The sequence below is a fragment of the Shewanella sp. MR-4 genome (assembly GCF_000014685.1).
Lineage (GTDB): Bacteria > Pseudomonadota > Gammaproteobacteria > Enterobacterales > Shewanellaceae > Shewanella.
Genome location: NC_008321.1, coordinates 584,219 through 605,413, shown reverse-complemented (window position 1 = coordinate 605,413; position 21,195 = coordinate 584,219). Strand labels below are relative to the sequence as shown.

21 protein-coding genes are annotated in these 21,195 nt (G+C 51.5%); 9 read left to right on the top strand and 12 right to left on the bottom strand.

What is annotated here, in order from left to right; genetic code table 11:
* Positions 1-208 precede the first annotated feature (208 nt).
* A complete protein-coding gene (locus SHEWMR4_RS21025; RefSeq protein WP_083757876.1) occupies positions 209-397 on the top strand; it encodes a hypothetical protein in 189 nt (62 codons plus the stop codon).
* On the opposite strand, the gene SHEWMR4_RS02750 is transcribed toward SHEWMR4_RS21025, so the two are convergent.
* Both SHEWMR4_RS02750 and SHEWMR4_RS02745 read right to left on the bottom strand, forming a co-directional pair.
* Complete coding sequence (locus tag SHEWMR4_RS02750) at positions 361-1,968, bottom strand: DHA2 family efflux MFS transporter permease subunit (RefSeq protein ID WP_011621326.1); 1,608 nt, start codon at positions 1,966-1,968, stop codon at positions 361-363. The two genes, SHEWMR4_RS21025 and SHEWMR4_RS02750, sit on opposite strands and share 37 nt — an antisense overlap.
* Positions 1,969-1,981: 13 nt before the next feature.
* The gene (locus SHEWMR4_RS02745) at positions 1,982-3,037 is read right to left on the bottom strand and encodes an HlyD family secretion protein (protein ID WP_011621325.1); all 1,056 of its coding nucleotides are present in this window, start codon (positions 3,035-3,037) and stop codon (positions 1,982-1,984) included.
* A gap of 97 nt (positions 3,038-3,134) precedes the next feature.
* Between SHEWMR4_RS02745 and SHEWMR4_RS02740 the strand changes: the two genes are divergently transcribed.
* The gene (locus tag SHEWMR4_RS02740) at positions 3,135-4,088 is read left to right on the top strand and encodes a LysR family transcriptional regulator (protein WP_011621324.1); all 954 of its coding nucleotides are present in this window, start codon (positions 3,135-3,137) and stop codon (positions 4,086-4,088) included.
* A gap of 183 nt (positions 4,089-4,271) precedes the next feature.
* Positions 4,272-4,682 carry a large-conductance mechanosensitive channel protein MscL gene (gene mscL, locus SHEWMR4_RS02735; RefSeq protein ID WP_011621323.1) on the top strand — a complete coding sequence of 137 codons (411 nt, stop codon included), beginning with the start codon at positions 4,272-4,274 and terminating at the stop codon, positions 4,680-4,682.
* An 85-nt stretch (positions 4,683-4,767) separates the two neighbouring features.
* Here mscL and SHEWMR4_RS02730 read toward each other — a convergent pair whose 3' ends face one another.
* The 7 genes from SHEWMR4_RS02730 to SHEWMR4_RS02700 all read right to left on the bottom strand — a co-directional run bounded on the left by SHEWMR4_RS02730 (position 4,768) and on the right by SHEWMR4_RS02700 (position 12,909).
* On the bottom strand, positions 4,768-5,040 hold the full coding sequence (locus tag SHEWMR4_RS02730) for an antibiotic biosynthesis monooxygenase family protein (RefSeq protein ID WP_049764452.1): 273 nt from the start codon (positions 5,038-5,040) through the stop codon (positions 4,768-4,770).
* A gap of 447 nt (positions 5,041-5,487) precedes the next feature.
* On the bottom strand, positions 5,488-8,700 hold the full coding sequence (locus SHEWMR4_RS02725) for an efflux RND transporter permease subunit (protein WP_011621320.1): 3,213 nt from the start codon (positions 8,698-8,700) through the stop codon (positions 5,488-5,490).
* 96 nt (positions 8,701-8,796) lie between these two features.
* Positions 8,797-10,089, bottom strand: a complete 1,293-nt coding sequence (locus SHEWMR4_RS02720; protein ID WP_011621319.1) for an efflux RND transporter periplasmic adaptor subunit — start codon at positions 10,087-10,089, stop codon at positions 8,797-8,799.
* A 16-nt stretch (positions 10,090-10,105) separates the two neighbouring features.
* On the bottom strand, positions 10,106-11,476 hold the full coding sequence (locus tag SHEWMR4_RS02715) for a TolC family protein (protein WP_011621318.1): 1,371 nt from the start codon (positions 11,474-11,476) through the stop codon (positions 10,106-10,108).
* Positions 11,477-11,690: 214 nt separating this feature from the next.
* On the bottom strand, positions 11,691-12,140 hold the full coding sequence (locus tag SHEWMR4_RS02710; protein WP_011621317.1) for a hypothetical protein: 450 nt from the start codon (positions 12,138-12,140) through the stop codon (positions 11,691-11,693).
* 163 nt (positions 12,141-12,303) lie between these two features.
* On the bottom strand, positions 12,304-12,507 hold the full coding sequence (locus SHEWMR4_RS02705; protein WP_011621316.1) for a DUF3012 domain-containing protein: 204 nt from the start codon (positions 12,505-12,507) through the stop codon (positions 12,304-12,306).
* Positions 12,508-12,543: 36 nt separating this feature from the next.
* Entirely contained in the window at positions 12,544-12,909 is a 366-nt protein-coding gene (locus SHEWMR4_RS02700; protein WP_011621315.1) for an STAS/SEC14 domain-containing protein, read from the bottom strand.
* Positions 12,910-13,057: 148 nt separating this feature from the next.
* On the opposite strand from SHEWMR4_RS02700, the gene arfB reads away from it, so the two are divergent.
* From arfB to SHEWMR4_RS02680, 4 genes are all read left to right on the top strand, one after another.
* Positions 13,058-13,471, top strand: a complete 414-nt coding sequence (gene arfB / locus SHEWMR4_RS02695) for an alternative ribosome rescue aminoacyl-tRNA hydrolase ArfB (RefSeq protein ID WP_011621314.1) — start codon at positions 13,058-13,060, stop codon at positions 13,469-13,471.
* A 101-nt stretch (positions 13,472-13,572) separates the two neighbouring features.
* Positions 13,573-14,007 (top strand): type II 3-dehydroquinate dehydratase, encoded by a 435-nt coding sequence (gene aroQ / locus SHEWMR4_RS02690; protein ID WP_011621313.1) that lies wholly within the window; start codon positions 13,573-13,575, stop codon positions 14,005-14,007.
* Positions 14,008-14,041: 34 nt separating this feature from the next.
* Entirely contained in the window at positions 14,042-14,509 is a 468-nt protein-coding gene (accB, locus tag SHEWMR4_RS02685; protein ID WP_011621312.1) for an acetyl-CoA carboxylase biotin carboxyl carrier protein, read from the top strand.
* Between the two features lie 15 nt (positions 14,510-14,524).
* The gene (locus SHEWMR4_RS02680) at positions 14,525-15,202 is read left to right on the top strand and encodes an SDR family NAD(P)-dependent oxidoreductase (RefSeq protein ID WP_011621311.1); all 678 of its coding nucleotides are present in this window, start codon (positions 14,525-14,527) and stop codon (positions 15,200-15,202) included.
* Positions 15,203-15,253: 51 nt separating this feature from the next.
* Here the strand turns inward: SHEWMR4_RS02680 and SHEWMR4_RS02675 are convergent, their stop codons facing one another.
* Together SHEWMR4_RS02675 and SHEWMR4_RS02670 are read right to left on the bottom strand one after the other, a co-directional pair.
* The gene (locus SHEWMR4_RS02675; RefSeq protein WP_011621310.1) at positions 15,254-16,465 is read right to left on the bottom strand and encodes an MFS transporter; all 1,212 of its coding nucleotides are present in this window, start codon (positions 16,463-16,465) and stop codon (positions 15,254-15,256) included.
* 91 nt (positions 16,466-16,556) lie between these two features.
* On the bottom strand, positions 16,557-17,327 hold the full coding sequence (locus SHEWMR4_RS02670; RefSeq protein ID WP_011621309.1) for a hypothetical protein: 771 nt from the start codon (positions 17,325-17,327) through the stop codon (positions 16,557-16,559).
* 158 nt (positions 17,328-17,485) lie between these two features.
* On the opposite strand from SHEWMR4_RS02670, the gene ubiD reads away from it, so the two are divergent.
* The gene (ubiD, locus tag SHEWMR4_RS02665) at positions 17,486-18,967 is read left to right on the top strand and encodes a 4-hydroxy-3-polyprenylbenzoate decarboxylase (RefSeq protein WP_011621308.1); all 1,482 of its coding nucleotides are present in this window, start codon (positions 17,486-17,488) and stop codon (positions 18,965-18,967) included.
* A gap of 110 nt (positions 18,968-19,077) precedes the next feature.
* On the top strand, positions 19,078-19,776 hold the full coding sequence (gene fre, locus SHEWMR4_RS02660; protein WP_011621307.1) for an NAD(P)H-flavin reductase: 699 nt from the start codon (positions 19,078-19,080) through the stop codon (positions 19,774-19,776).
* A gap of 399 nt (positions 19,777-20,175) precedes the next feature.
* On the opposite strand, the gene SHEWMR4_RS02655 is transcribed toward fre, so the two are convergent.
* Complete coding sequence (locus SHEWMR4_RS02655) at positions 20,176-21,189, bottom strand: IS110-like element ISShes7 family transposase (RefSeq protein ID WP_011621306.1); 1,014 nt, start codon at positions 21,187-21,189, stop codon at positions 20,176-20,178.
* Positions 21,190-21,195: the final 6 nt, after the last annotated feature.

Here is a 21,195-nt window from a genome sequence, read left to right as displayed (position 1 = left end):
GTCTATCACAGCGGTCGCCGCATAAAAAAGCGCCTTAATCCTGGGGGAATTAAGGCGCAAGGGTTACGCATTGCGAAAATGAAATAATACCAATCACATTAAATATCTAATCAGTTCAGAGCCTCACAGGCATTTCAATCCTAGGCGCATTGACGCAGAAATGGCCATTCCCTTTTAAGCCAATGCAACACCGGAGTGGGATGCCTGTGTGGCTCCCAAAGGGCGGGTTTCAACGCGCTTTATACTGCGTTTAAGGCTTTCGACAGAGCACCACTATGCCTTCAAGCCTTCGCCTTGTCTAAAGCGCGTTGAATTCCCGCTGAATGAACAGATATTTAATACGATTGGTATAAACCAGTCTTATTCAATTGCCGCATCATGGGCGACTGGCCCTTGAGGTTTACGGATAAGCAGCACAGCCACCACGGCAATTAACAACATGGCCCCCATAATCAAAAACACATCGTTATAGGCTTGAATATAGGCCTGCTGACTCATGGTTTGCCCTAATAGTGCTTTGGCCTGCATCGAGGCGGTATAGGGATCCGAGCCACCCTGTTGCAACATACTGGCGCTCTGATTCAAATAGTCCTGCGCCTGTGTGCTGACCGCTGGTAAAGACTCCTTCACATGGGCAAAATGACCGCGGGCAAGGTTATCGCTTAAGGTCGCCACCAGCGCAATACCAAAGGCACCGCCTAAGTTACGCATCACGTTCAATACGGTCGAAGCCGAAGGATTCTCATGGGGCTTTAAATGGGCCGTCGCCAACATGCCAATGGGCACCAAGATAAAGGGCTGGCCTAAGGCGCGCACCACTTGGGAGGCGATCATCTGCGGCCCTGCGTAATCGGCGGTCATTTGGCTATTCATGTAATAACTGAGGGCAAACATAAAAAAGCCGAAGGCGGCTAAATAACGCCCGTCGAAACGTTGCATTAAACGCGGCACTAATGGCAATACCAAGAGCTGCGGGAACCCCATCCACATAATGACTTCGCCGATTTCCAGCGGCGTGTAATCATGCACTTGAGACAAATAAAGTGGGATCAAATAGATAGCGCCAAAGAGAGCCATCCCCAGCAAAAAGTAAGCTATGGTCGAAAGCACAAAATCGCGTTTACCGAGCAGGCGCAAATTCACTAAAGGATCTTTACGTTTAAGCTGGATCCACACAAACAGCACTAAATTCACCGCGGCAATGATGGCGAGATTGCGGATCAAATCCGAGCCAAACCAATCCTTGCGGTTACCTTCCTCAAGCACGACCTCGAGGCAGCCCATGCCTAGCGCCATAGTGACAATGCCCGCTAAGTCGGCATTCTTCAGTTTATCCCACACCACAGGGCGTTTTTCGAGACCATAGGCCAACATTGCCATCACCAGCAATCCGGGCGGCACGTTGATATAAAACAGGTAATGCCAACTAAAATGCTCGGTTAACCAACCACCTAAGGTTGGGCCAATCGAGGGCGCAAACGTCGCAGTCACGCCAAAGAGCGCCATCCCCACGGCACGTTTATTCTCGGGTAAAAATTCTAAGATCAACCGAAAGGCCAGCGGGATCAGCGCGCCACCAAAGAAGCCCTGCAACGCCCGAAAGGCGATCATGGCCTCGAGGTTCCACGAAATCGAACACAGAATAGAGGCAAAGATAAAGGCAGCTGTGGTCCACAACAGATAACGCCTGACCGAAAGCCCTGTGCTTAACCAACCCGAGAGCGGGATCGCAATCATCTCGGCAACCAGATAAGCCGTTGAAATCCAACTGCCTTCCTCCAGCGTAGCGCCGAGACTTCCTTGGATTTCCTTCATCGAGGCATTGGTGATTTGAATATCGAGGATCGCCATAAAGGCGCCAATCAAACCACCGAAAACAGCAATCCACGAACGGCGACTACCACGCTCATATTCGCTCGGTGTAGCCCCCGCGGCGATAGCTTCAGGTGCCGCAGCAATTGTGCTCATGTTAACGACCGACTTAGCGACCGACGTTAGCAGCGATAGCTGTCGTCGGATGCGACGCAGTATCGACCTTCACCACGGCACTTAAACCGGGGACGACACGTGCCTCTTCTTCTGAGAGATCTAAACGGATCCGCACCGGAATACGTTGCACGATTTTAGTGAAGTTACCCGTGGCATTTTCGGCGGGCAGCAGACTAAATTTGGCTCCGGACGCCGGCGACAGACTATCGATAACACCTGTAAAGGTTTTGTCGGGAAACGCATCGAGACTGACCTGCACCGACTGCCCAGGTTGCATATGTTGGATTTGGGTTTCTTTAAAGTTCGCCGTGATCCACACAGCCCCATCCGGAACCAAACTGTAGAGTGCCTGGCCGGGCTGCACATATTGCCCCACCATGGCGCCGCGTTTACCAATCACCCCAGAGAAAGGCGCGGTTACGCGGGTATCATTAAGCTGAATTTTAGCCAGCTCCAATGCCGCATTCGACTGTTCAACCACAGAGCCAGCTTGATTAAGCTGGGCATTGAACACGGCAAGCTCACGCTCTTTAGCCACTAACAGTGCCTTGGCTTCATCCAGCCCAGCGGCGGCAGAATCAAAACCCGCTTGCAATTGGTCGACATCGTCCTGTGAGCTGTAGTTGCTGACTTTTAACTTTTTAGCACGAGTTAACTGTTGCTCGGCGCGCAGTTTGTCGGCCTGCGCCGCGACCACGCCCGCACTCGCTTGACTGATCAACGCATGTTGTAATTCCACCTTAGCGGCTAAGGTTTGCAGATCGGCCTTAGCACTGCCGAGTGACGCCTCGGCTTGGCTGACTTTGGCGCTAAACTGGTTATCTTCAAGTTGCGCCAATAACTCGCCCTTGCGCACATGCTGGTTATCGGTCACATCGGATATCACCACATAACCTGGGACTTTCACGCTCACATGGGAGATATCGGCCTCAACATAGGCGTTGTCAGTGGTTTCGATAAAACGTACTTGCGTCCACCAGTAATAGCCGCCACCCGCGACAGCGGCGAGTATCAGTGGAACGGCGATGATGAGCTTACTTTTGGACATGAATGACTCCTTGATTAGTGAGTGCTAGTGTACTACTGTCTCATCACGTTTATTAGATAGTTAAAAATCAACCCACTGTTTCACAGGTGTAACAATCATGGATCTCAATCGTGTGCAGATATTTGCCCAAGTGGTCGAGCAAGGCAGCTTTACTGGCGCCGCCAAGGCCCTAGGCTTAACTAAGGCCACCGTCAGTCGCAAGATTGCCGAACTGGAGTCCGATACTGGCACCCAATTGTTATTCCGCACGACCCGCGCCCTCAAACTCACCGAGGCGGGATCGAGTTACTACAATCGGATCAATAAGATCTTGAGCGATCTGCAGAGCGCCGAAAATCAGCTCAGCGCCCACCAGCAATTGATTAAAGGCAACCTAAAAATAGTGTGCCCCATCGAGTTAGGCCAATTGTTCCTCGGGCCTATATTCGCCCAGTTTTTAACCCTTTATCCCGATATCACCATTGAGGCTGAGCTCACGAACCGCAAAGTGGATGTAATAGAAGAAGGCATCGATTTGTTATTCCAAATCGCCGACTCGAGCGATACTCGTCTGCAGAGTTATTCCTTAGTTAATGCTTACAAATCATTGATGGCAAGCCCAAGTTATTTAGCCGAGCACGGTACCCCAAAAGTGCCGCAGGACTTGGCCAAGCATAAAGCGATTCGCTTACAGTCGGCACATATTGAAGGGGCGTGGAAGCTGTTTGATGGCCAGTCTTGGGTGGTGATAGAACCCGTCACGCAGCTAACCGTAAACAATGTCACCATTGCCCGCGAAGCCGCCATTGCGGGGCTTGGCATTACGGCCGTGCCGTCGATTATTGCGCAGGAAGCGATAGAGAAAGGCTATTTAGTGCCGCTCCTTGACGATTATCCTATGGTGCAAACCAAAGTGGTGCTCAGTTACCCCAAACGGGCGTATTTACCCCGCAAATATCGTGTCTTCATCGAATTTATCTATACCGCCCTGTTCAAACGCTGGGGTTCACAGGTATTAGAAGTGCCGGAATTTATTGGCCAGCAAGAACCAAACAACCCTCGTTCGACTTAACAATTGTAACCTTGCTGAGCTGAAATTAGCCGATGAAGGATAAATCCCGAAAGTCAGAATTGCCTTAATCCTTAAGCCCCTATAAGCTTGGCAAGGTAACAGGCAGCAAAAGACCCTTAGGTTTTCCTGATACAGTTAACACAATAAAATTTAACATTTCATTTTAATTTCGGAGGAAACCTAATGAGCTTAATTAAAGAGTTCAAGGCTTTTGCGTCCCGTGGCAATGTGATCGATATGGCGGTGGGTATTATCATCGGTGCCGCTTTTGGCAAGATAGTCTCATCCTTTGTAGCCGATATCATTATGCCGCCAATTGGGATCATCTTAGGTGGCGTGAATTTCAGCGATCTGAGCATAGTGTTGCAAGCCGCCCAGGGCGATGCGCCAGCGGTAGTGATTGCTTACGGTAAGTTCATCCAAACCGTTATCGACTTTACCATTATCGCCTTTGCAATTTTTATGGGCTTAAAAGCCATTAACAGCCTAAAACGCAAACAGGAAGAAGCGCCGAAAGCGCCACCTGCGCCTACCAAAGATCAAGAGCTATTATCAGAGATCCGCGATCTGCTTAAAGCGCAGCAAGAAAAATAAGCTCTCGCTATTTTCTTATCCAATTGATTGCAATAAAAAACCCATCGACTTCGATGGGTTTTGTTTTTTTATGCAAGTGCTCAGCTTACTCGGGCACGTCGTGCACGGTTTCGCTATAGTCTTGTACCACTTCGGCAACGCGGATGCGATAAGAGTTAAATAAGCAAGGCACAATGCCAGTCTGCTGAGCGATGCTGTGGGCCATTTGATTACGCCATTGGGTAATAGAGGCCATATCATCCCAAAACGACAGGCTTAGCACCTTGCCATCGTCGGTTAAGCTCTGAAACCGTTCAATTGAAATCAGCCCCTGACGCCTAAGATACCCAAATAACCTCAAGATGCAGGCAGGATTCAGCGGGAATTTAACGCACTTTAGGCAAGGCGGCTATTTGCAGACCTAGTGGGCTAAGTTAAAAAATAGTCAACGCAGCATAAAGTACGTTAAAACCCGCCGAGACGGAGCGCCCATGGCACTCCACTTCTGCGTTGCATTAATTCAAAAGGTGGCCGACATTCTGTCATTGATGCGCCTTGAATTGGAGCACCTTGGACGCTCTGAAACTCGTATCTAGAGGTTATTTGGGTATCAATATTGACGCATCTCAGCTGCCACGTGCAGATATTCTTCCTTGCCTTCTTTCGTGGGCACGACTTCAAAAATGACTGCGATCATAATGCTCTCCAAAGATAGTAATCCTTAATACCAGAGCTAAGCCTAGCCTAGATCGCGCACTATAGCTCACTGATTTTTAACTTTAACATTGAGCCTTGCCACAAAATGAGGCCAAGGCTCAACATCCCACTAGGCGGGCGACTTATCGTGGCGATATAACCAGCGATACAGGGTCGGTAACACCAATAACGTCAGTGCCGTAGAGCTAAACAGCCCGCCGATAATCACCACCGCCAGCGGCTTTTGGATTTCGCTACCCACACCCGATGACACTAAGATGGGGATCAAGCCCAAGGCCGAGGTCAATGCCGTCATCAGCACGGGGCGTAAACGGCCAACCGTGCCTTCGTAAACCGAGTCATAGAGCGACTCGCCGCTCTGCCTGCGCTGATTAATCGAGTCCACTAACACCACGCCATTGAGCACCGCCACCCCAAACAGCGTGATAAAACCAATGGAGCTCGGTACCGACAGATAAGTGCCGCTGACAAACAGCGCCACGATACCGCCGATCAATGCCAGGGGCACGTTTGCCATGATCAATAAGACCTGCTTCACCGCACCAAAGGAGAAGTACAACAGCAAGGCAATCAAGGCGATAGAGATAGGCACTACCAACATCAGCTTTTGTTGTGCCCTCTGCTGATTCTCATACTGACCACCCACAATCACTGTGTATCCCGCGGGCAAATCGGCCTGAGGCACCAGCTCATAGATATCCTTGACCACAGATCCCATGTCCCGACCCGCCACGTTGGCTTGCACCACCACACGGCGCTGCACATCGTCACGGCGAATATTCGGCGGCGCCATTTCCACCTCAACACTGGCCACCTCACCTAAACGCACTGTGGCACCATTGCTGCCGCTAAGGAGTAAATCTTTAATCACATCTGGGCTGCTGCGATACTCGGCGGCGAGGCGCAAATTGATGTCGTATCTCGCGTTACCGTCGATTACCTGTCCAGCGCTTGCACCACCAATTCCTTGGCTGACTAGCGACATCACTTGGTCGACGCTGATGCCATAACGGGCAAGCTGCGAGCGGTCTGGCCGCACCACCAGCTGCGCCTCACCACTGACCTGCTCGAGGGACACATCCACGGCACCGGGAATTTTCGCCACCAGATCGGTGAGCACTTGTCCCTTTTCTGATAAGACATCTAAATCAGGGCCAAAAAGCTTAATCGCCAACTGCGCCTTTACCCCAGAGAGCAACTCATCGACCCGCGTCGCAATCGGTTGTGAGAAGGTGAGTAGCAGTCCGGGGAAGACACTGAGCTTTTCCTCCATCAGCCGCTGCAGCTCCAAACGCGAGCTAGCCGATTGCCATTCTTCGATGGGTTTAAGGCCGATATAGACTTCGATATTGCTGACAGGCTCAGGATCGCCGCCTAATTCTGGCGCACCGATACGGCTCAAGGCATATTCCACCTCGGGAAACTCCAGCAACATGGCCTCAAGCTTTGGCGCCACATCTAAAGAAGTGCCAAGGCTCGCGGTCGGCGCCAGCGTCACCCTAAGGTTAATAGTGCCTTCCTCTAGCTCGGGCACAAACTCGGTACCCAGCCTTGGCAGCAGAACCATACTCATGGCAAACATCAGCAGCGCGCTGATCATCACCAACTTTGGCCGAGCTAGGGTAGCACTCAGCAGCTTGCGATAGGCTGAGTCTAAAGGTACTAACACGACGCTCTCCTTCAGCACGACGCCACGCTTAAACAGATAAACCGCCAGTGCAGGCACGGCGATCAGGGCCACCAGTAAAGCGGAAATCATCGCCAAAATAATGCTGACCGCCATAGGTTGGAACAACTTGCCCTCAACCCCTTCCAGCGCAAATAACGGCGCAAACACCACAATGATGATGGCGGTCGCGAAGAAGATCGGACTGCAAACCTCTTTCGCCGCCAGCATGATGCGCACGGCCATGCTGTTATCCGCTTCAACGGCGCGAACACTGCCATCTTCATCGCCATGGTATGGGTCGACTTCGCCATCCGCGCGGCTTCTCGCCTGAGCTAAGTGACGGCGGTCTGGCTGAGTTAAATGTTTGAAAATATTCTCAACCATCACCACAGAACCATCGACCAACATACCAATGGCCACCGCTAACCCACCAAGAGACATCAAGTTGGCAGAAAGGCCATAGTAAGACATCACCATTAGCGCCAAACCAATGGACACAGGGATAGACAGCAGCACCAACAGGGTGGCGCGAATATTCACAAGGAACAGCGCCAAGATCACCACGATAAACACAAAAGCCATCAGCAGCGCATCGCGCACTGTGGTAACGGCTTTATCCACTAAGTCCGCTTGGTCGTAAAACACCTCGAAGGACACGCCCTTGGGCAGCGCCTGCTCAATCAGATTAATCCGCGCATCGATATCATCAATCGTCGCCTTAGTGTTGGCGCCCATGCGCTTAAGCACGACGCCCGCAACCACTTCGCCTAAGGCTTGCGCCTGACCCGCCTCATCGCGGCGCGTCATAGTCACAGCCCCTACGCGGATCTCACTGCCAAAATCGACCTTAGCAATGTCGCCCACTCGCACCGGTGTGCCACGCACTTCAGTCAGCGGAATTTGAGCGATAGCAGCAAGCCCCGCTTCACCCGCGGGTAACATGCCATAACCCCGCACGACCAATTGCTCCTGGCCTTGGTCCATAAACCAACCACCGGCGTTGCGGTTATTGCTCTCAAGCGCCTCACTCACCTGCGCCATCGACAAGCCATAGGCTCGCAACTTGTTAGGGTCGACCTGCACTTGATACTGACGCACCTCGCCGCCAAAGGATAAAACATCGGTCACGCCGCCCACCGGCATCATGATCAGTTTAACGAGGTAATCGTTAAGGCTTCGCAGCTCGGCGGCATTAATGCCAGAGCTAGGGTCAGCCCGCAGAATGTACTGATAAATCTGCCCCAAACCAGAAGTGTTAGGGCCAATTTCTGGCACGCCCACCCCGCTTGGGATCATCTCCCGCGCCGCCTGTAACTGCTCAAACACTTGCTGGCGAGCAAAGTAAATATCCGTGCCCTCGGCAAATACCACGGTCACAATGGACAAGCCAGTACGTGAAAGTGAGCGCACCTCGGTCACCGCCGGCAAGGCATACATGGCCGATTCGACCGGATAACTGATGAGCTTCTCCACCTCTTCGGCGGCCAACCCCTCGGCCGCGGTATTGATGGTCACCTGTACGTTGGTCACATCGGGAAAGGCATCCAGATTCAATTTGGGCAACATGGCGACACTGGCGGCCACCACAGCAAGCAGTGCCAGTACCACTAATAGCCGATTTTTAATCGCGGCTTCGATTGCTTTTTGCAACATAAAAATTCCTCGCGCGCTAGCCCTAAGCCTTTAAAAAAGTTATCAAAATAGGGCTTGATAAGGGTTCACTAAACAGCTTTCATATCAGCACAACCATTAGTGGGCATGAATATCAAAGCCAGCTTTGGCCTGCTCCGATGCCAAGAAAAACGCCCCCTCAATCACCACTTTCTGTTGTGCCTGCCGCGCCTTATCCAACTCATCCCCGCGTACTAGGCTTAAGCCACGTTGACGCTGAACCAGCTCCACCTCTATGGCTTCAAAACCATCTTCGTCTTGAACAAAAATCTGCCAATCACCATCACCGCCACGTGTTAGCGCCGCATCGGGCAGGACGATTCCAGATGAGAAGCCCGATGAGGAAGCGGCTCCGTCTGCACTTGCAGGCGCATCGGCAAAGTAAAGCTCGGCAAATTGTCCCGCGTGCAACACATGCTCAGGGTTTGGCATGCTGACTAAAATCTGCTCGGTGCGCGTCACGCTATCCAGCTCATGGGAACGGCCGATAATCTTGCCCGCCAAGGTTTTATCCCCGACCTGCACTAACGCCGGGCCGCCGGCATTCACATTGGCCGCCTGTGCTGGGGTTAATTGCGCTTCAACCCAAAGATGCGACTCATCGGTCAACTGCATTAATGGTGTGCCAGCGGTGAACACTTGACCTAGCATGGCGATATCCTGCTGCACACGGCCATCGATAGGCGCCAGTAACTGATAGCTGCCGATAGCTTCTGGGGTCGACTCTAAGGTGCGTATTTGTTCCGCCGTCATTTTGATCGCCTCCAGAATCGCTCGCTTGAGTTCGGCATCGACCTGCGCCTGCATTCTGCGGCTCACGCTCACGGCGCTTTCACTCATGCGGCGCACACGGTTCCACTCAGCGGCGGCATTGATATATTCGGCCTGCGCCTTGGCGACTTCTGCCCCACCTAAGGTCAGTAAGGGCTCACCTTTTTTCACCTCTTGACCGGGCACAACATGGCGCGCCTGCACACGCACATCCAGCTGTGGTGCCAAAGTGGCGGTTCTATCACGGTCGACCACTAGAGTGGCGGTCGCCATAGTATCGAGATTGAGATTGCTTAGGCTTAAGCTGTCACTGCTCAGGGGTAAGAGGCGGATCCCTGCAAGTTCCAACTGCGCAGGCGTCAGAGTGAGTGCCTGCTCACCATGGTCATCTTCTGTTGCACTTACGCTCTTTTCAGCGGTATTGGCCACCTTTTCAGCGCCGTGGTCATGGCCTTCACCCGCGAAGGTGGGGGCCGTAATAGTTAACGAGGTAAGCATCAGCGCCAGCGCTAAGCGGGAAGGAGTAAACAACGACCTTAAGCCCGTAGCAGACACAGTAGAAAAAGAATGGAAAATAGATTTCTGAGTGATTGAATTCATAGTGTTACCTCACGATTTACTCTGCTGGCACGGCATTTGTAGAAGAAATGGACGCTGATTTGTCGGCTAAATTGTCGATCACGGACAGCAGCTGACCGCTGTCCCCCATCCAAGTTAACCAACTCTGATAAATTGCCGTTTCGAGGTTTAAACCGACCAAATAGCTGGCAGCGAGTTGTCGCCGACTCTGCAAATACTCGCTAGTACTCACATCCCCCGAGCGCCAAAGCTCACTTAAGGATTTAGCGGCTTTGCCCCCCGAGGCTTCGACTCGCTCACGCCAATCTTGGTAGCGCGCCAGTAAACGAGGTAAAGCATTGACAAATTGTGCCTGTTTGGCCGTAAGTACTCGCTCACGGGCTAAGTAGTCCTGCTCCGCGATAGCGATGCCCTTGTCGGCAACCGACTGTAACTCGCTGTAGTTATTCCGCACCTGCAAAGGGATTGCCACGCCGATACCCAGCTTGTTGTCATCGCCTTCCTTTTCAACACCTAGGTTGATGGTGGGATCGGCCGCCGTGTCCGCCTTAACCTTGATGGCATTGGCCTTGGCCAGCAACACCTGTTGATGGGCGCTGGTCAAGGCGGGTAAATCTGCTTTCGGGGACATCTTAGACACCAATTGGCCAATCTCGGGGATAAACTCCTTAAACTTGAGCTTGTCGACCCCGAGTAACTCGATCACTTTGCCATCGGCCACCAAGGCGGCTTGCTCGGCCATCGCATAGTCGGCGGTGTTACTCGCCAGTTCGAGCTTTAGCAGTTGCAACTCAACATCGGATAGATCCCCGGCAGCAAAGCGCTGCTCGGCAATATTGAGCTGTGCCTGCGTAAACCTTAATTGCTGCTCGGCGAAGGTGAGCGCCTTATTGCTCTGCGCCTGCTCAGCCAGTGCCAATAGCCGCTCGGCCAACATTTGGCTGCGCTCTAAGCTAATGTCTGCTAACAGGATTTGCGCCTCAAGCTGGGCAAGGCGGGTCGCCACGCCACGCTTATCACCCCAGTCTATGGTTTGGCTGAGCCCCAGGCTGTAGGTATCTGTGTCAGCATTTTGGTAATTGAGTCCAAGCTCAGGGTTATAGACGGCGCGATCCGCTGCGGCTATGGCCAGCTCCGCCTGTTGCTGCCTGGCTATTTGTGCCTGCACTTCAGGCAACTGATTAATTTGCTTGAGTAACTCAGGTAACCACTGATTGAGTGATGCCTGAGTCTCAGGGGCTAATAGGTTATCTGGTGCCAATTCAACCGATGCGGCGACTGAATCGCCCTTAAGCGCTTTGGCTTCTAGGGCTGGGGTTGCTGCAACAGCAGAGTTTACCTGTCCGCCGATTAGCACAAGTGCGCTAAACAGGCCGAACAAGGTCTGGGCGATAATGGTTTTCTTCATCGCAATTCCTAACAATATCTAAATAGGATTGGCACCACGCAATAGGCGGGTAAATGCCAACCAATGGCCCCAGAGGCAATCAGTGTCGATTCGGCTCAAAGCGCTAGCGCGAGCCATGGCCGTTCAAGGCCTAAAATCGATGCTTTGGGGATAAATAAAGGGCTTATGGCGGCGCGCAAAAACGCTGCGATACGCGATAAGCAGATATTGAAGGTTAAGCGATGGGAGGTCGGTACTTAGGTAATTGATCTGCCGAGAAATAAGCTAAATCAGCCGGCACATAGACCATATCAAACGCGACAGTCGTTTGGTTTTCGGTATGGGATAACAACGCCACATGACCGCCGTGACATTGGCAATCGAGGCAGAGGTCAAAATCTTGAATTTCAGTGGTTTGCACTAAGTGTGAATGGCCACTCACGCTCGCCGTTGCTATGCCAGACTTGAGCGCCGTTTCGCCAAACGCCTCGGCACTGAATCCGAGTGTCTGCTCATTGGAACACACACAATCCACACATTGGGCCAAGGTGGTCACGGGAGCACTAAATTGGAGATGGGGATGATTTTCGGCTTCTTCGGCGCCATTACCCGCATGTAACTGATGCGCACCCAAATTCGCGCCCGCAAATTGCAGCACGATAATGGCTATCAGTAGGGTGACCATTCGGCTAAAGAATGGCTTGGCGGTCGAAATCAAATATCACCTTTGGACAATTTAGTAGGTTGTAAAGCAATAGCTTGTGCAACTTCAGACAGGGATTCTAAGCATAAGTTCACAGCTTGCAACTAAAAAGAAGCCAAGCTGTGACGCTACTAGCTTGAAAAGCTTATTTAAACACGCAGTGTTTAGCGTAATCGGCCGCTTCGTTCGCCGTCCAATCGCCAGAAGGTTTATCCTTCATTTGCTTACACCAAGCTTCACTGCCCACCTCTGGCGCACAGGCACTTAAGCCTGCGGTAAAGGCCAACACTAGGGCGATAGCGCCTAATTTAGCGGTCGGTTTGGCAGTCATAGTTTTCAACAAAGACATAGTTAATTCCTTATAAGTAATACCCACCATGGGCCGTTAAAAAGTTGAACGTTTCGCAATCCAGTCGATGGCTTTGGCTTTTTGTTCTAAGGGGAACCAAGCCACTTCGCCCTGCATAAAGGGACCGAGTAAACGCACAGCGTTACCCACCCAATCTGGGCCACCAACAAATACTAGGGCTTCAAAATTAGGGAGTTGGACTTCGCCGCTGCCCGTTAGCGACTCAAATTCCCAGCCTTCGAGTAAGACGTCCGCCTCGATATACAGGCAAACTTGTCCCCAATCCTTGCGGTAACTCTTAATGGCCGGCTGTAAACGGGTACGATAATCGGTTGATGAGAGTCGACCACTGGCGAAAAGACTGATAACACCCTTAGCAATATCGGGGATTTGGCATAACATAAAGGCACTCCGAAACGAGAACACTATTTTGCAAACGGGCAAACACGCCTGCCCAGCAAGAATGCGCCGATGATAACAAATCTATTGAAAAGCCATAAGCAGTTATTGCTCGCTTCTCAAAGCAATTGGACAAAACCCTAAGTCTGCCATGATAAAAATCTCAAACCGTGTGGAACTTCCGGAAAATGAAATCGAGTGGCAATTTATCCGCTCAAGCGGCGCTGGCGGGCAGAATGTCAATAAAGTCTCAACCGCCGCCCAATTGATTTTTGATATCAGAAACTCGTCATTACCCGAGTTTTATCAGCAGCGCCTGCTGCAAAAAGCCGATCATCGGATTACCGCCAGTGGCAAAATCATTATCAAATGTCAGGCGAGTCGCAGCCAAGAGGCGAATCGGCAAACCGCATTGGAGCAATTTATCGCTCTGGTTGCCAGCGTGGCCGAAGTGCCCAAAAAACGCATTCCAACCCGCGCGACCAAAAGCAGCCAAACCAAACGCTTAGATGCGAAAAAACAACGCGGTGCCACTAAAGCCATGCGACAGATTAAGTTTGATTAACCCCGCCAACAGCGCGGTGACATTCATAATGCAAAATCCGCCCGAACAGGTTAAGTTAATGGCATTCAACCCGTTAAGGCATGTCGTAAAAGGAAAGCGTAATGAATCATAAAGTTCTGCTCATCAATGGCCCCAATTTAAACCTCCTTGGCCGCCGTGAGCCCAGTGTTTACGGTCATCAAACCTTAGCCGATATCGTTGCCACTTTGAGTGAACAAGCTCAAGCAGCAGGTGTTGAACTTGAACATATTCAATCGAATGCCGAATTTGAGCTGATCAACGCTATCCATGCTACCGATGCGCAGATGATCATTATCAACCCCGCAGCCTTTACCCACACCAGTGTGGCCCTGCGTGACGCACTGCTTGGGGTAGATATTCCCTTCTTTGAAGTGCATTTATCCAATGTCCACGCTCGCGAGCCCTTCCGCCACCACTCCTATTTGTCCGATAAGGCCATTGGGGTGATTTGTGGTTTCGGCGCCCAAGGCTATGAGTTTGCCCTCGCGGCGGCGATTAAGAGATTGAAGGCATAAACGCGATTAGCGTGAGTACAGGGAGCCACAAGCCATGGCGGTTGACCTTCGAAAGATCAAAAAACTGATTGAATTAGTGCAGGAATCTGGGATTGCAGAGCTGGCGATTACCGAAGGGGAAGAGTCTATTCGCATCACCCGCTACGGCCCGCACACCGCAAGCGCACCTGAAGGCGCGCATCATCTTGCGCCCTCTTCTGCACTCACGCCAAAGCCTGCCAAAGCCCGTGACGCCCTGCCTGTGATTGAAGGCTTTGTGCAAGTATCGCCCATGGTGGGCACCTTCCATACCTCGCAAGGCCAAACCGAGGCGCCCTTGGTGCGCATCGATCAAAGGGTGGCCCGCGGCGACACACTTTGCATTATCGAAGCCATGCGAATGCAAAATCCCATCGAGGCCGAGCGTGACGGTATAGTCGGCGCCATTTGGGTGAAAGATGGGGACGATGTCGCCTTCGACCAGCCGCTGTTCACCCTGATCGAAGCTGAGACTTCAAAATAGAATTAAGAGGTAAAGATGATACTGATTACTGGCGCAAGCAGTGGCTTAGGCGCGGCATTAGCCGCCCTGTATGCCAAGGATAACCAAGCGCTTACACTGACGGGGCGCGATGCCAATCGCCTGCATACCGTGGCCAATGCCCTCAGCCCATTTTCGACCCAAAGCATCAGCGCCATTAGTGCCGATTTAGCGGACGAAGCGAGTGTCGAAGCGCTATTCGATGGTCTCACCGATACCCCCAACACGGTCATCCACTGCGCTGGCAGTGGTTACTTTGGCGCACTGGAAACCCAAGGCACAAGTGAGATCCAAGCGCTGCTGAATAACAATGTCACGTCAACCATTCTGCTGGTACGTGAATTGGTGAAACGCTATAAGCAACAAGCAGTTAAGGTTGTGGTCGTGATGTCTACCGCCGCCCTCGCCGCCAAAGCGGGTGAGTCGACTTACTGCGCCGCCAAATGGGCGGTAAGGGGCTTTATCGAATCGGTACGTTTGGAGCTCAAACAGAGTCAGATGAAGTTGATTGCGGTTTATCCCGGCGGTATGGATACCGGCTTTTGGCCGAGTAGTGGTAAGAGTCTAGATACCTCAAGCTTTATGTCCGCCGATGAGGCCGCAAGCATGCTAAAACAAGCACTGCTCGCCACTGAACATGGTTATATCGCCGATATCACCATACAAAGAGGTTAAGAAGTTTACTTAAAGGCGGCGCAGATATAGATCTGCGCCGTCATGGTCAGCTTAATCAATGCAGTTTGCAGTACAAAGATTATCAGCGCGGCGACTCTCCCTATGGGTTAACCACCACATGACTAAACCACCGAGGGATAACAGCGCTGCGGCATAGCCAGTCGCGGCGATGCCTTGGCCTGATAAGATCACTAAGCTGCCAACCCATGGGCCAATCGCATTGGCAAGGTTAAAGGCACATTGTACTAAGGCGCCCGTCATGGCTTGCCCATCGGGGGCCACATCCATTAATCGCGCCTGTACTATGGTTGCTAGACCAATCCCCGAACCCACAAAGAATACAATCGGCATTAATGCCCAATAAGATCCCGTCAAACTCGGATACAGCGCCAACACTAAGGTGCTTAACACCAGCGACCAAAATGCCGCCGCCAGCGCCGACTTATCCGCCGCCCAGCCACAGACTAAAGTGCCCAAGGTGGCGCCAATTCCAAAGACCGCAATCATCACCGGGATTTTAAAGGGCTCGACTTGGGTGACTTGGATCAGCGTCTCGGCCAGATAGGTATACACACAGAAAATCCCGCCAAAACCGATAGCCGCAATGCCGAGCGTGAGCCAAACTTCACGGTTCTTCAGTGTTTGCAGCTCTTTTTTCGGGCTGGCATTTTGCGGTACGGCGACATTCGGCGCGAGAAAATACAGCATCACAGCAGTCACGGCGGCAATAATCGCCACTATGCCGATACCTGAGCGCCAACCGACGGTTTGTCCCATCCAAGTCGCGAAGGGCACGCCAACGATAGTGGCTAAGGTTAAGCCGATAATCACCCGAGAAACCGCTCGAGCCTTCATATCGGGGGGCACTAAGGACGCCGCCAGTAACATAGCCACCCCAAAGTAAGCCCCATGGGGCAAGCCACTTAAAAAGCGGAAAAAGACCAACCAATTCAAGCTGGGTGCTAGGGCGCTTAAACCATTGGCAACCGCCATCATGGCGGCCAAGGCGATTAACAGCGTGCGCCGCTTAATCCTCACCCCCAGCACCATAATGATGGGCGAGCCCACCACCACCCCAAGGGCATAGGCACTGATGGCATAACTCACATGGGCGACATCAACACTTAAATCACTGGCGATATAAGGCACTAAGGTCATGGCGGCAAATTCTGTGGTGCCTAAGGCAAAGGTGCCTAATGCCAAGGCGAGTAACACCCAAAGCGCGCTGCTTTGAGCCTGAGTCTGGGGTTGAACTGCTTGCAAACGATTTCTCCGCGATTCTATAAAACGACAACTGGCTAAGAAAAAAATAGGAGCCCACTCGGGGCTCCCGTCGATAAGGCCTAAAACAACATTACTTCACTAACTGTTCTTGATAGGTTTGGCTATTCCAATCGAAGGCGTAAAGCGTACCTTGCCACTCATATAAGGTACGGCCATCCTGTTGCACTATTCTGGCATTGCTCGGCAGGCTCGACACACTGCGCGCAGCCCGTGCCCGGGGCACATTGGCAATTTGCTCCGCAGAGGCTGTTGATGCCCTAGCCGTCGATGCACCTGTCTGTGATATCACAGTCGCGCTATTCGTTGGCATATTCGACACCATACGGCCTTCACTCGGCGAATATTGCATACTCGTTGTGACTCGCACTGGGGGCGAAACCGCCACTGGCGTATCATCATAGGCCATAGGAATAGACAAGCCTATGCCCGAATAGGGTGAATTCCAATAACGCGAGCTATTCCAGCCCCAATCGTTCCAACCGTTATTGTTCCAACCGTAGCCGAGATTCCAACCCGTGCCCCAACCCGTCGCTAAGCCAACACCTAGGCCCAATCCCCACGGATAATAAGGACGATAATAGGGACGATAGTGGCGGTGGCTATCCCCATGTTTATGGTGATTATTGTAGTGATTGTCGTGCCGACCATGACTCTCGCTATGGCGATCATTGCCGCGATCGCGCGCCGCCGCCAGATTCGGCACGGCTAAGGTGCAAATCAGTAAGGCGCCCAGTAAAGACAAGGTAAAGCCTGTTTTATGCCAAGGCACAGCCGACTTAGGTAAGCAAACTGATTGAAGTTGAAGATATTTATCTTTAACAAGGCATGGAGAGAGTGTCATATAAACCTCGAAATACCGGGCACTGGTCAAATAAACATCGACCTAGGACAAGCATTTTACGCTTCCAAAGCTGGAAGATCACTGAATAGGTTAACCCTAAAACAGAAAAATGCTATAGTGCGCGCCACACGGATTTCCACTGCAGAGGCTATTTCCACATGAGTTTTAAGGATTTACGCAGCTTTATTGATCATCTGGAAGCCAATGGCGAACTCAAACGCATTAGCTACCCCGTTGATCCTCATTTAGAAATGACAGAGATCGCTGATCGCGTTCTACGCGCCAAAGGCCCTGCACTCCTATTCGAAAATCCAACGAATCATTCAATGCCAGTGCTGGCCAACCTCTTTGGTACCCCAAAACGCGTCGCCATGGCGCTGGGCAAAGAAGACCCGCTCGCGCTGCGCGATGTAGGTGAGCTGCTGGCGTTTTTAAAAGAACCCGAGCCACCACGCGGCTTTAAAGACGCGATTTCAAAAATCCCCATGTTCAAGCAAGCCTTGAATATGCCGCCTAAGACGGTGCGTAATCCCGCCTGCCAGCAAGTGGTAAAAACGGGCGATGAAGTCGATTTAACTCAGCTGCCGATTCAGCATTGCTGGCCGGGCGATGTCGCGCCTTTGGTCACTTGGGGCTTAACCATTACCAAAGGTCCGCGTAAGAGTCGCCAAAACCTTGGGATCTACCGTCAACAGTTGCTCGGCAAGAATAAACTCATTATGCGCTGGCTGTCCCACCGTGGTGGCGCCCTCGACTTTGCCGATTTTAAAGAGCAATTCCCCGGCGAGCGTTACCCTGTGGTGGTAGCCTTAGGCTCTGATCCTGTGACCATTTTAGGCGCGGTCACCCCAGTGCCCGATGCCATGAGCGAATACGCCTTCGCAGGATTGCTGCGCGGCGAGCGTACCGAAGTCTGCAAGGCATTAAGCTGTGATTTAGAAGTGCCCGCCAGCAGCGAGATCATCCTCGAAGGCTATATCGATCCCGACGAAATGGCCGAAGAAGGCCCCTACGGCGACCACACGGGTTACTACAACGAGACGGATAAATTCCCAGTCTTTACCGTGACCCATATTACCCACCGTAAGGATCCGATTTACCACAGCACCTACACAGGCCGTCCACCGGATGAACCCGCCATGTTAGGTGTGGCACTCAACGAAGTGTTTGTGCCGATTTTGCGTAAGCAATATCCTGAAATTATTGATTTTTACCTGCCGCCCGAAGGTTGCTCCTATCGGATGGCGGTGATCTCGATTCGTAAACAATACCCTGGCCATGCGAAACGGGTGATGATGGGCGCTTGGTCCTTCCTGCGCCAATTTATGTATACCAAATTTATTGTGGTGGTCGACGACGATGTGAATTGCCGCGACTGGAACGATGTGATTTGGGCCATTACCACCCGTATGGATCCTAAGCGCGATACCGTGATGATCGATAACACGCCTATCGATTACCTCGACTTTGCCTCCCCCGTGGCAGGCCTCGGCTCCAAAATGGGCCTCGATGCCACCAATAAGCGGGAAGGCGAAACCAACCGCGAATGGGGCACACCGATCGTGATGGATCCTAAGGTTAAGCAAAAGATCGACTCAATCTGGGATGAGTTAGGCATAGACGACAGCCCAACCCTATAATTCAGCTTAAGCACGACTCTCGTACCCGCTTAAGCCAAGAGAATAGGCCGCCAGCGGCCTTAATGTGACACCTAACGACAACAAATGATGAAAGGTGCAAAGGAAGTTTGATGAAAACCATACGTTGTAAGATAGAGAAAGTAACCCCCTTTAACGACGCCGTGTATCAGGTGTGGTTAAAGCCCGACACCCCCTTTGAGTTTCAAGCAGGACAATACCTGTGTGTTGTGATGGGTGAAAAAGATAAACGTCCCTTCTCTATCGCGTCCGCCCCCAATGCCGAAGTGATTGAGCTTCATATTGGCGCGGCCGTCAGCGAAAGCTATCCAATGCAAGTGGTTGAAAAATTGCGTAATAGCACGCATATCGACATCGAAGCTCCAGGCGGCGAAGCCCATTTACGCCACGACAGCCAGCGCCCACGTTTATTGATCGCCGGTGGCACAGGCTTCTCGTACATTAAGAGCATTGTCGAGCAACAAATCGCCCTCGACCAACAGGTTGAAACCACCCTCTACTGGGGTTGCCGCACCCAAGATGCGATGTATTACGAAAGCATCGCCCGCCAATGGCACGACGCTCACCCTTGGTTACACTTTGTGCCCGTTGTGGAAGAAGCTCCAGCTAACTGGCAGGGTAAAACCGCTAACCTGCTCGCGCAAATCAAGCAAGATTTTATCAGCCTAAACGGCTACGACATTTATATCGCAGGTCGTTTCGATATGGTTGGCGCCGCTCGCGAAATCTTCCGCGAAATGGGTGTCGATGAAGCCCATCTCTACGGCGATGCCTTCGCGTTTATCAAATAACGCGTTAATTTGTAAGCTTGGCTGAGTAACCTTTGCCAACATAGGCTCAAACAATAAACCCCAGTTTTTACTGGGGTTTTGTTTTTAAGTGCAACTTGATTAACCGTAAGAATTAAGCACTGTCATTCCAGTGACACACAGCGAGTACATATATGGACACCTCGAATAGATCAACCACTTTTTAAGTAACAGAAAGTAATACTGCGTACGTATATCCGACCTGTTTATGAGAATCTTTGCTCTCTGGCCTTAATGAGAACCGCGCCTTTGCAGCTTATCGTCCGTCCGGAGTCATATGCTCCTTGTACTCTCTCAGCATCTGCAAAGGCCGGTATTACCTGTTACTTCATTATCTGTAGTCGTGTTTTTGGGGTGAGTTTAATACTCGATTTTTACAAATTAACAAGACCGATATTCGCTGCGATGAAACAGCAGCGCCCAAATGATCCGCGCCAATTTGTTTGCAATTGCTACTGCCGCTTTCTGTTTACCCCGCCGCTCAATCACCTTTAAGGCCCATACGGAGATCCTGTCATTACTCTTACTTGCATAGCGAATAATCGACCAAGCTCCCTGGATCAGTTGCCGCCGCAGATAGCTGTTACCTCGTTTGGTTATGCCGCTTAATTTCTGTTTTCCCCCACTGGAAAACTCTTTAGGAACCAGTCCTAAATTTGCAGAAAAATGCCGAGCACCATGATAGCCAGAGCCATCTCCGGCAAATGACACCGCGGCAGTGGCAATGATTTCTGCAACGCCTCTTATACCCATTAGTCGCTTGGCATCTGGGTGCGTTCTTGCCTGCAGTTTGATGTCTTTTTCCAGTGAACCTATTGCAACGTTGATCGCACGCAACTCTTCCATCAGCTCACGCATGTATTGGCGTGCAATCGTAGTGAGTTGATTACTGGCATCCTCAAGTAATTCCGGCAGTAAAAGATTCAATGGATTACGTCCTTTAGGGAGGGCTATTCCATATTCACTTAGTAAACCTCTGATTTGATTGGTTAGTGCAGTGCGTATTCTGATCCGGCGCTCGCGAATTCTGTGAGTAATGATGATATCAACCTGCGCTAAGGTTCTCGGCTGGACGAAAATCAGGTTCGGTCTCTGCGCCGCCTCACAGATAGCGAAGGCATCATTGCGATCGTTCTTATTGCCTTTGACAAATGGCTTAACATGCTGAGGCGGGATCAGTTTGACGTCATGCCCGAGAGAAAGTAACTCTCTGCCCCAATAGTTAGAGCCACTGCAGGCTTCCATCGCAATAGTGGCATCAGGGTAAGTACGCAGAAAAGTAAGGAGCTGAGCACGTTTAATCGAACGGTTAAAAACACTCTTGCCAGCTTGATTTACCCCACATACTTGGAAGATATTTTTTGCGAGATCAATTCCTATTAGTGTAACTTTCATTTTGGA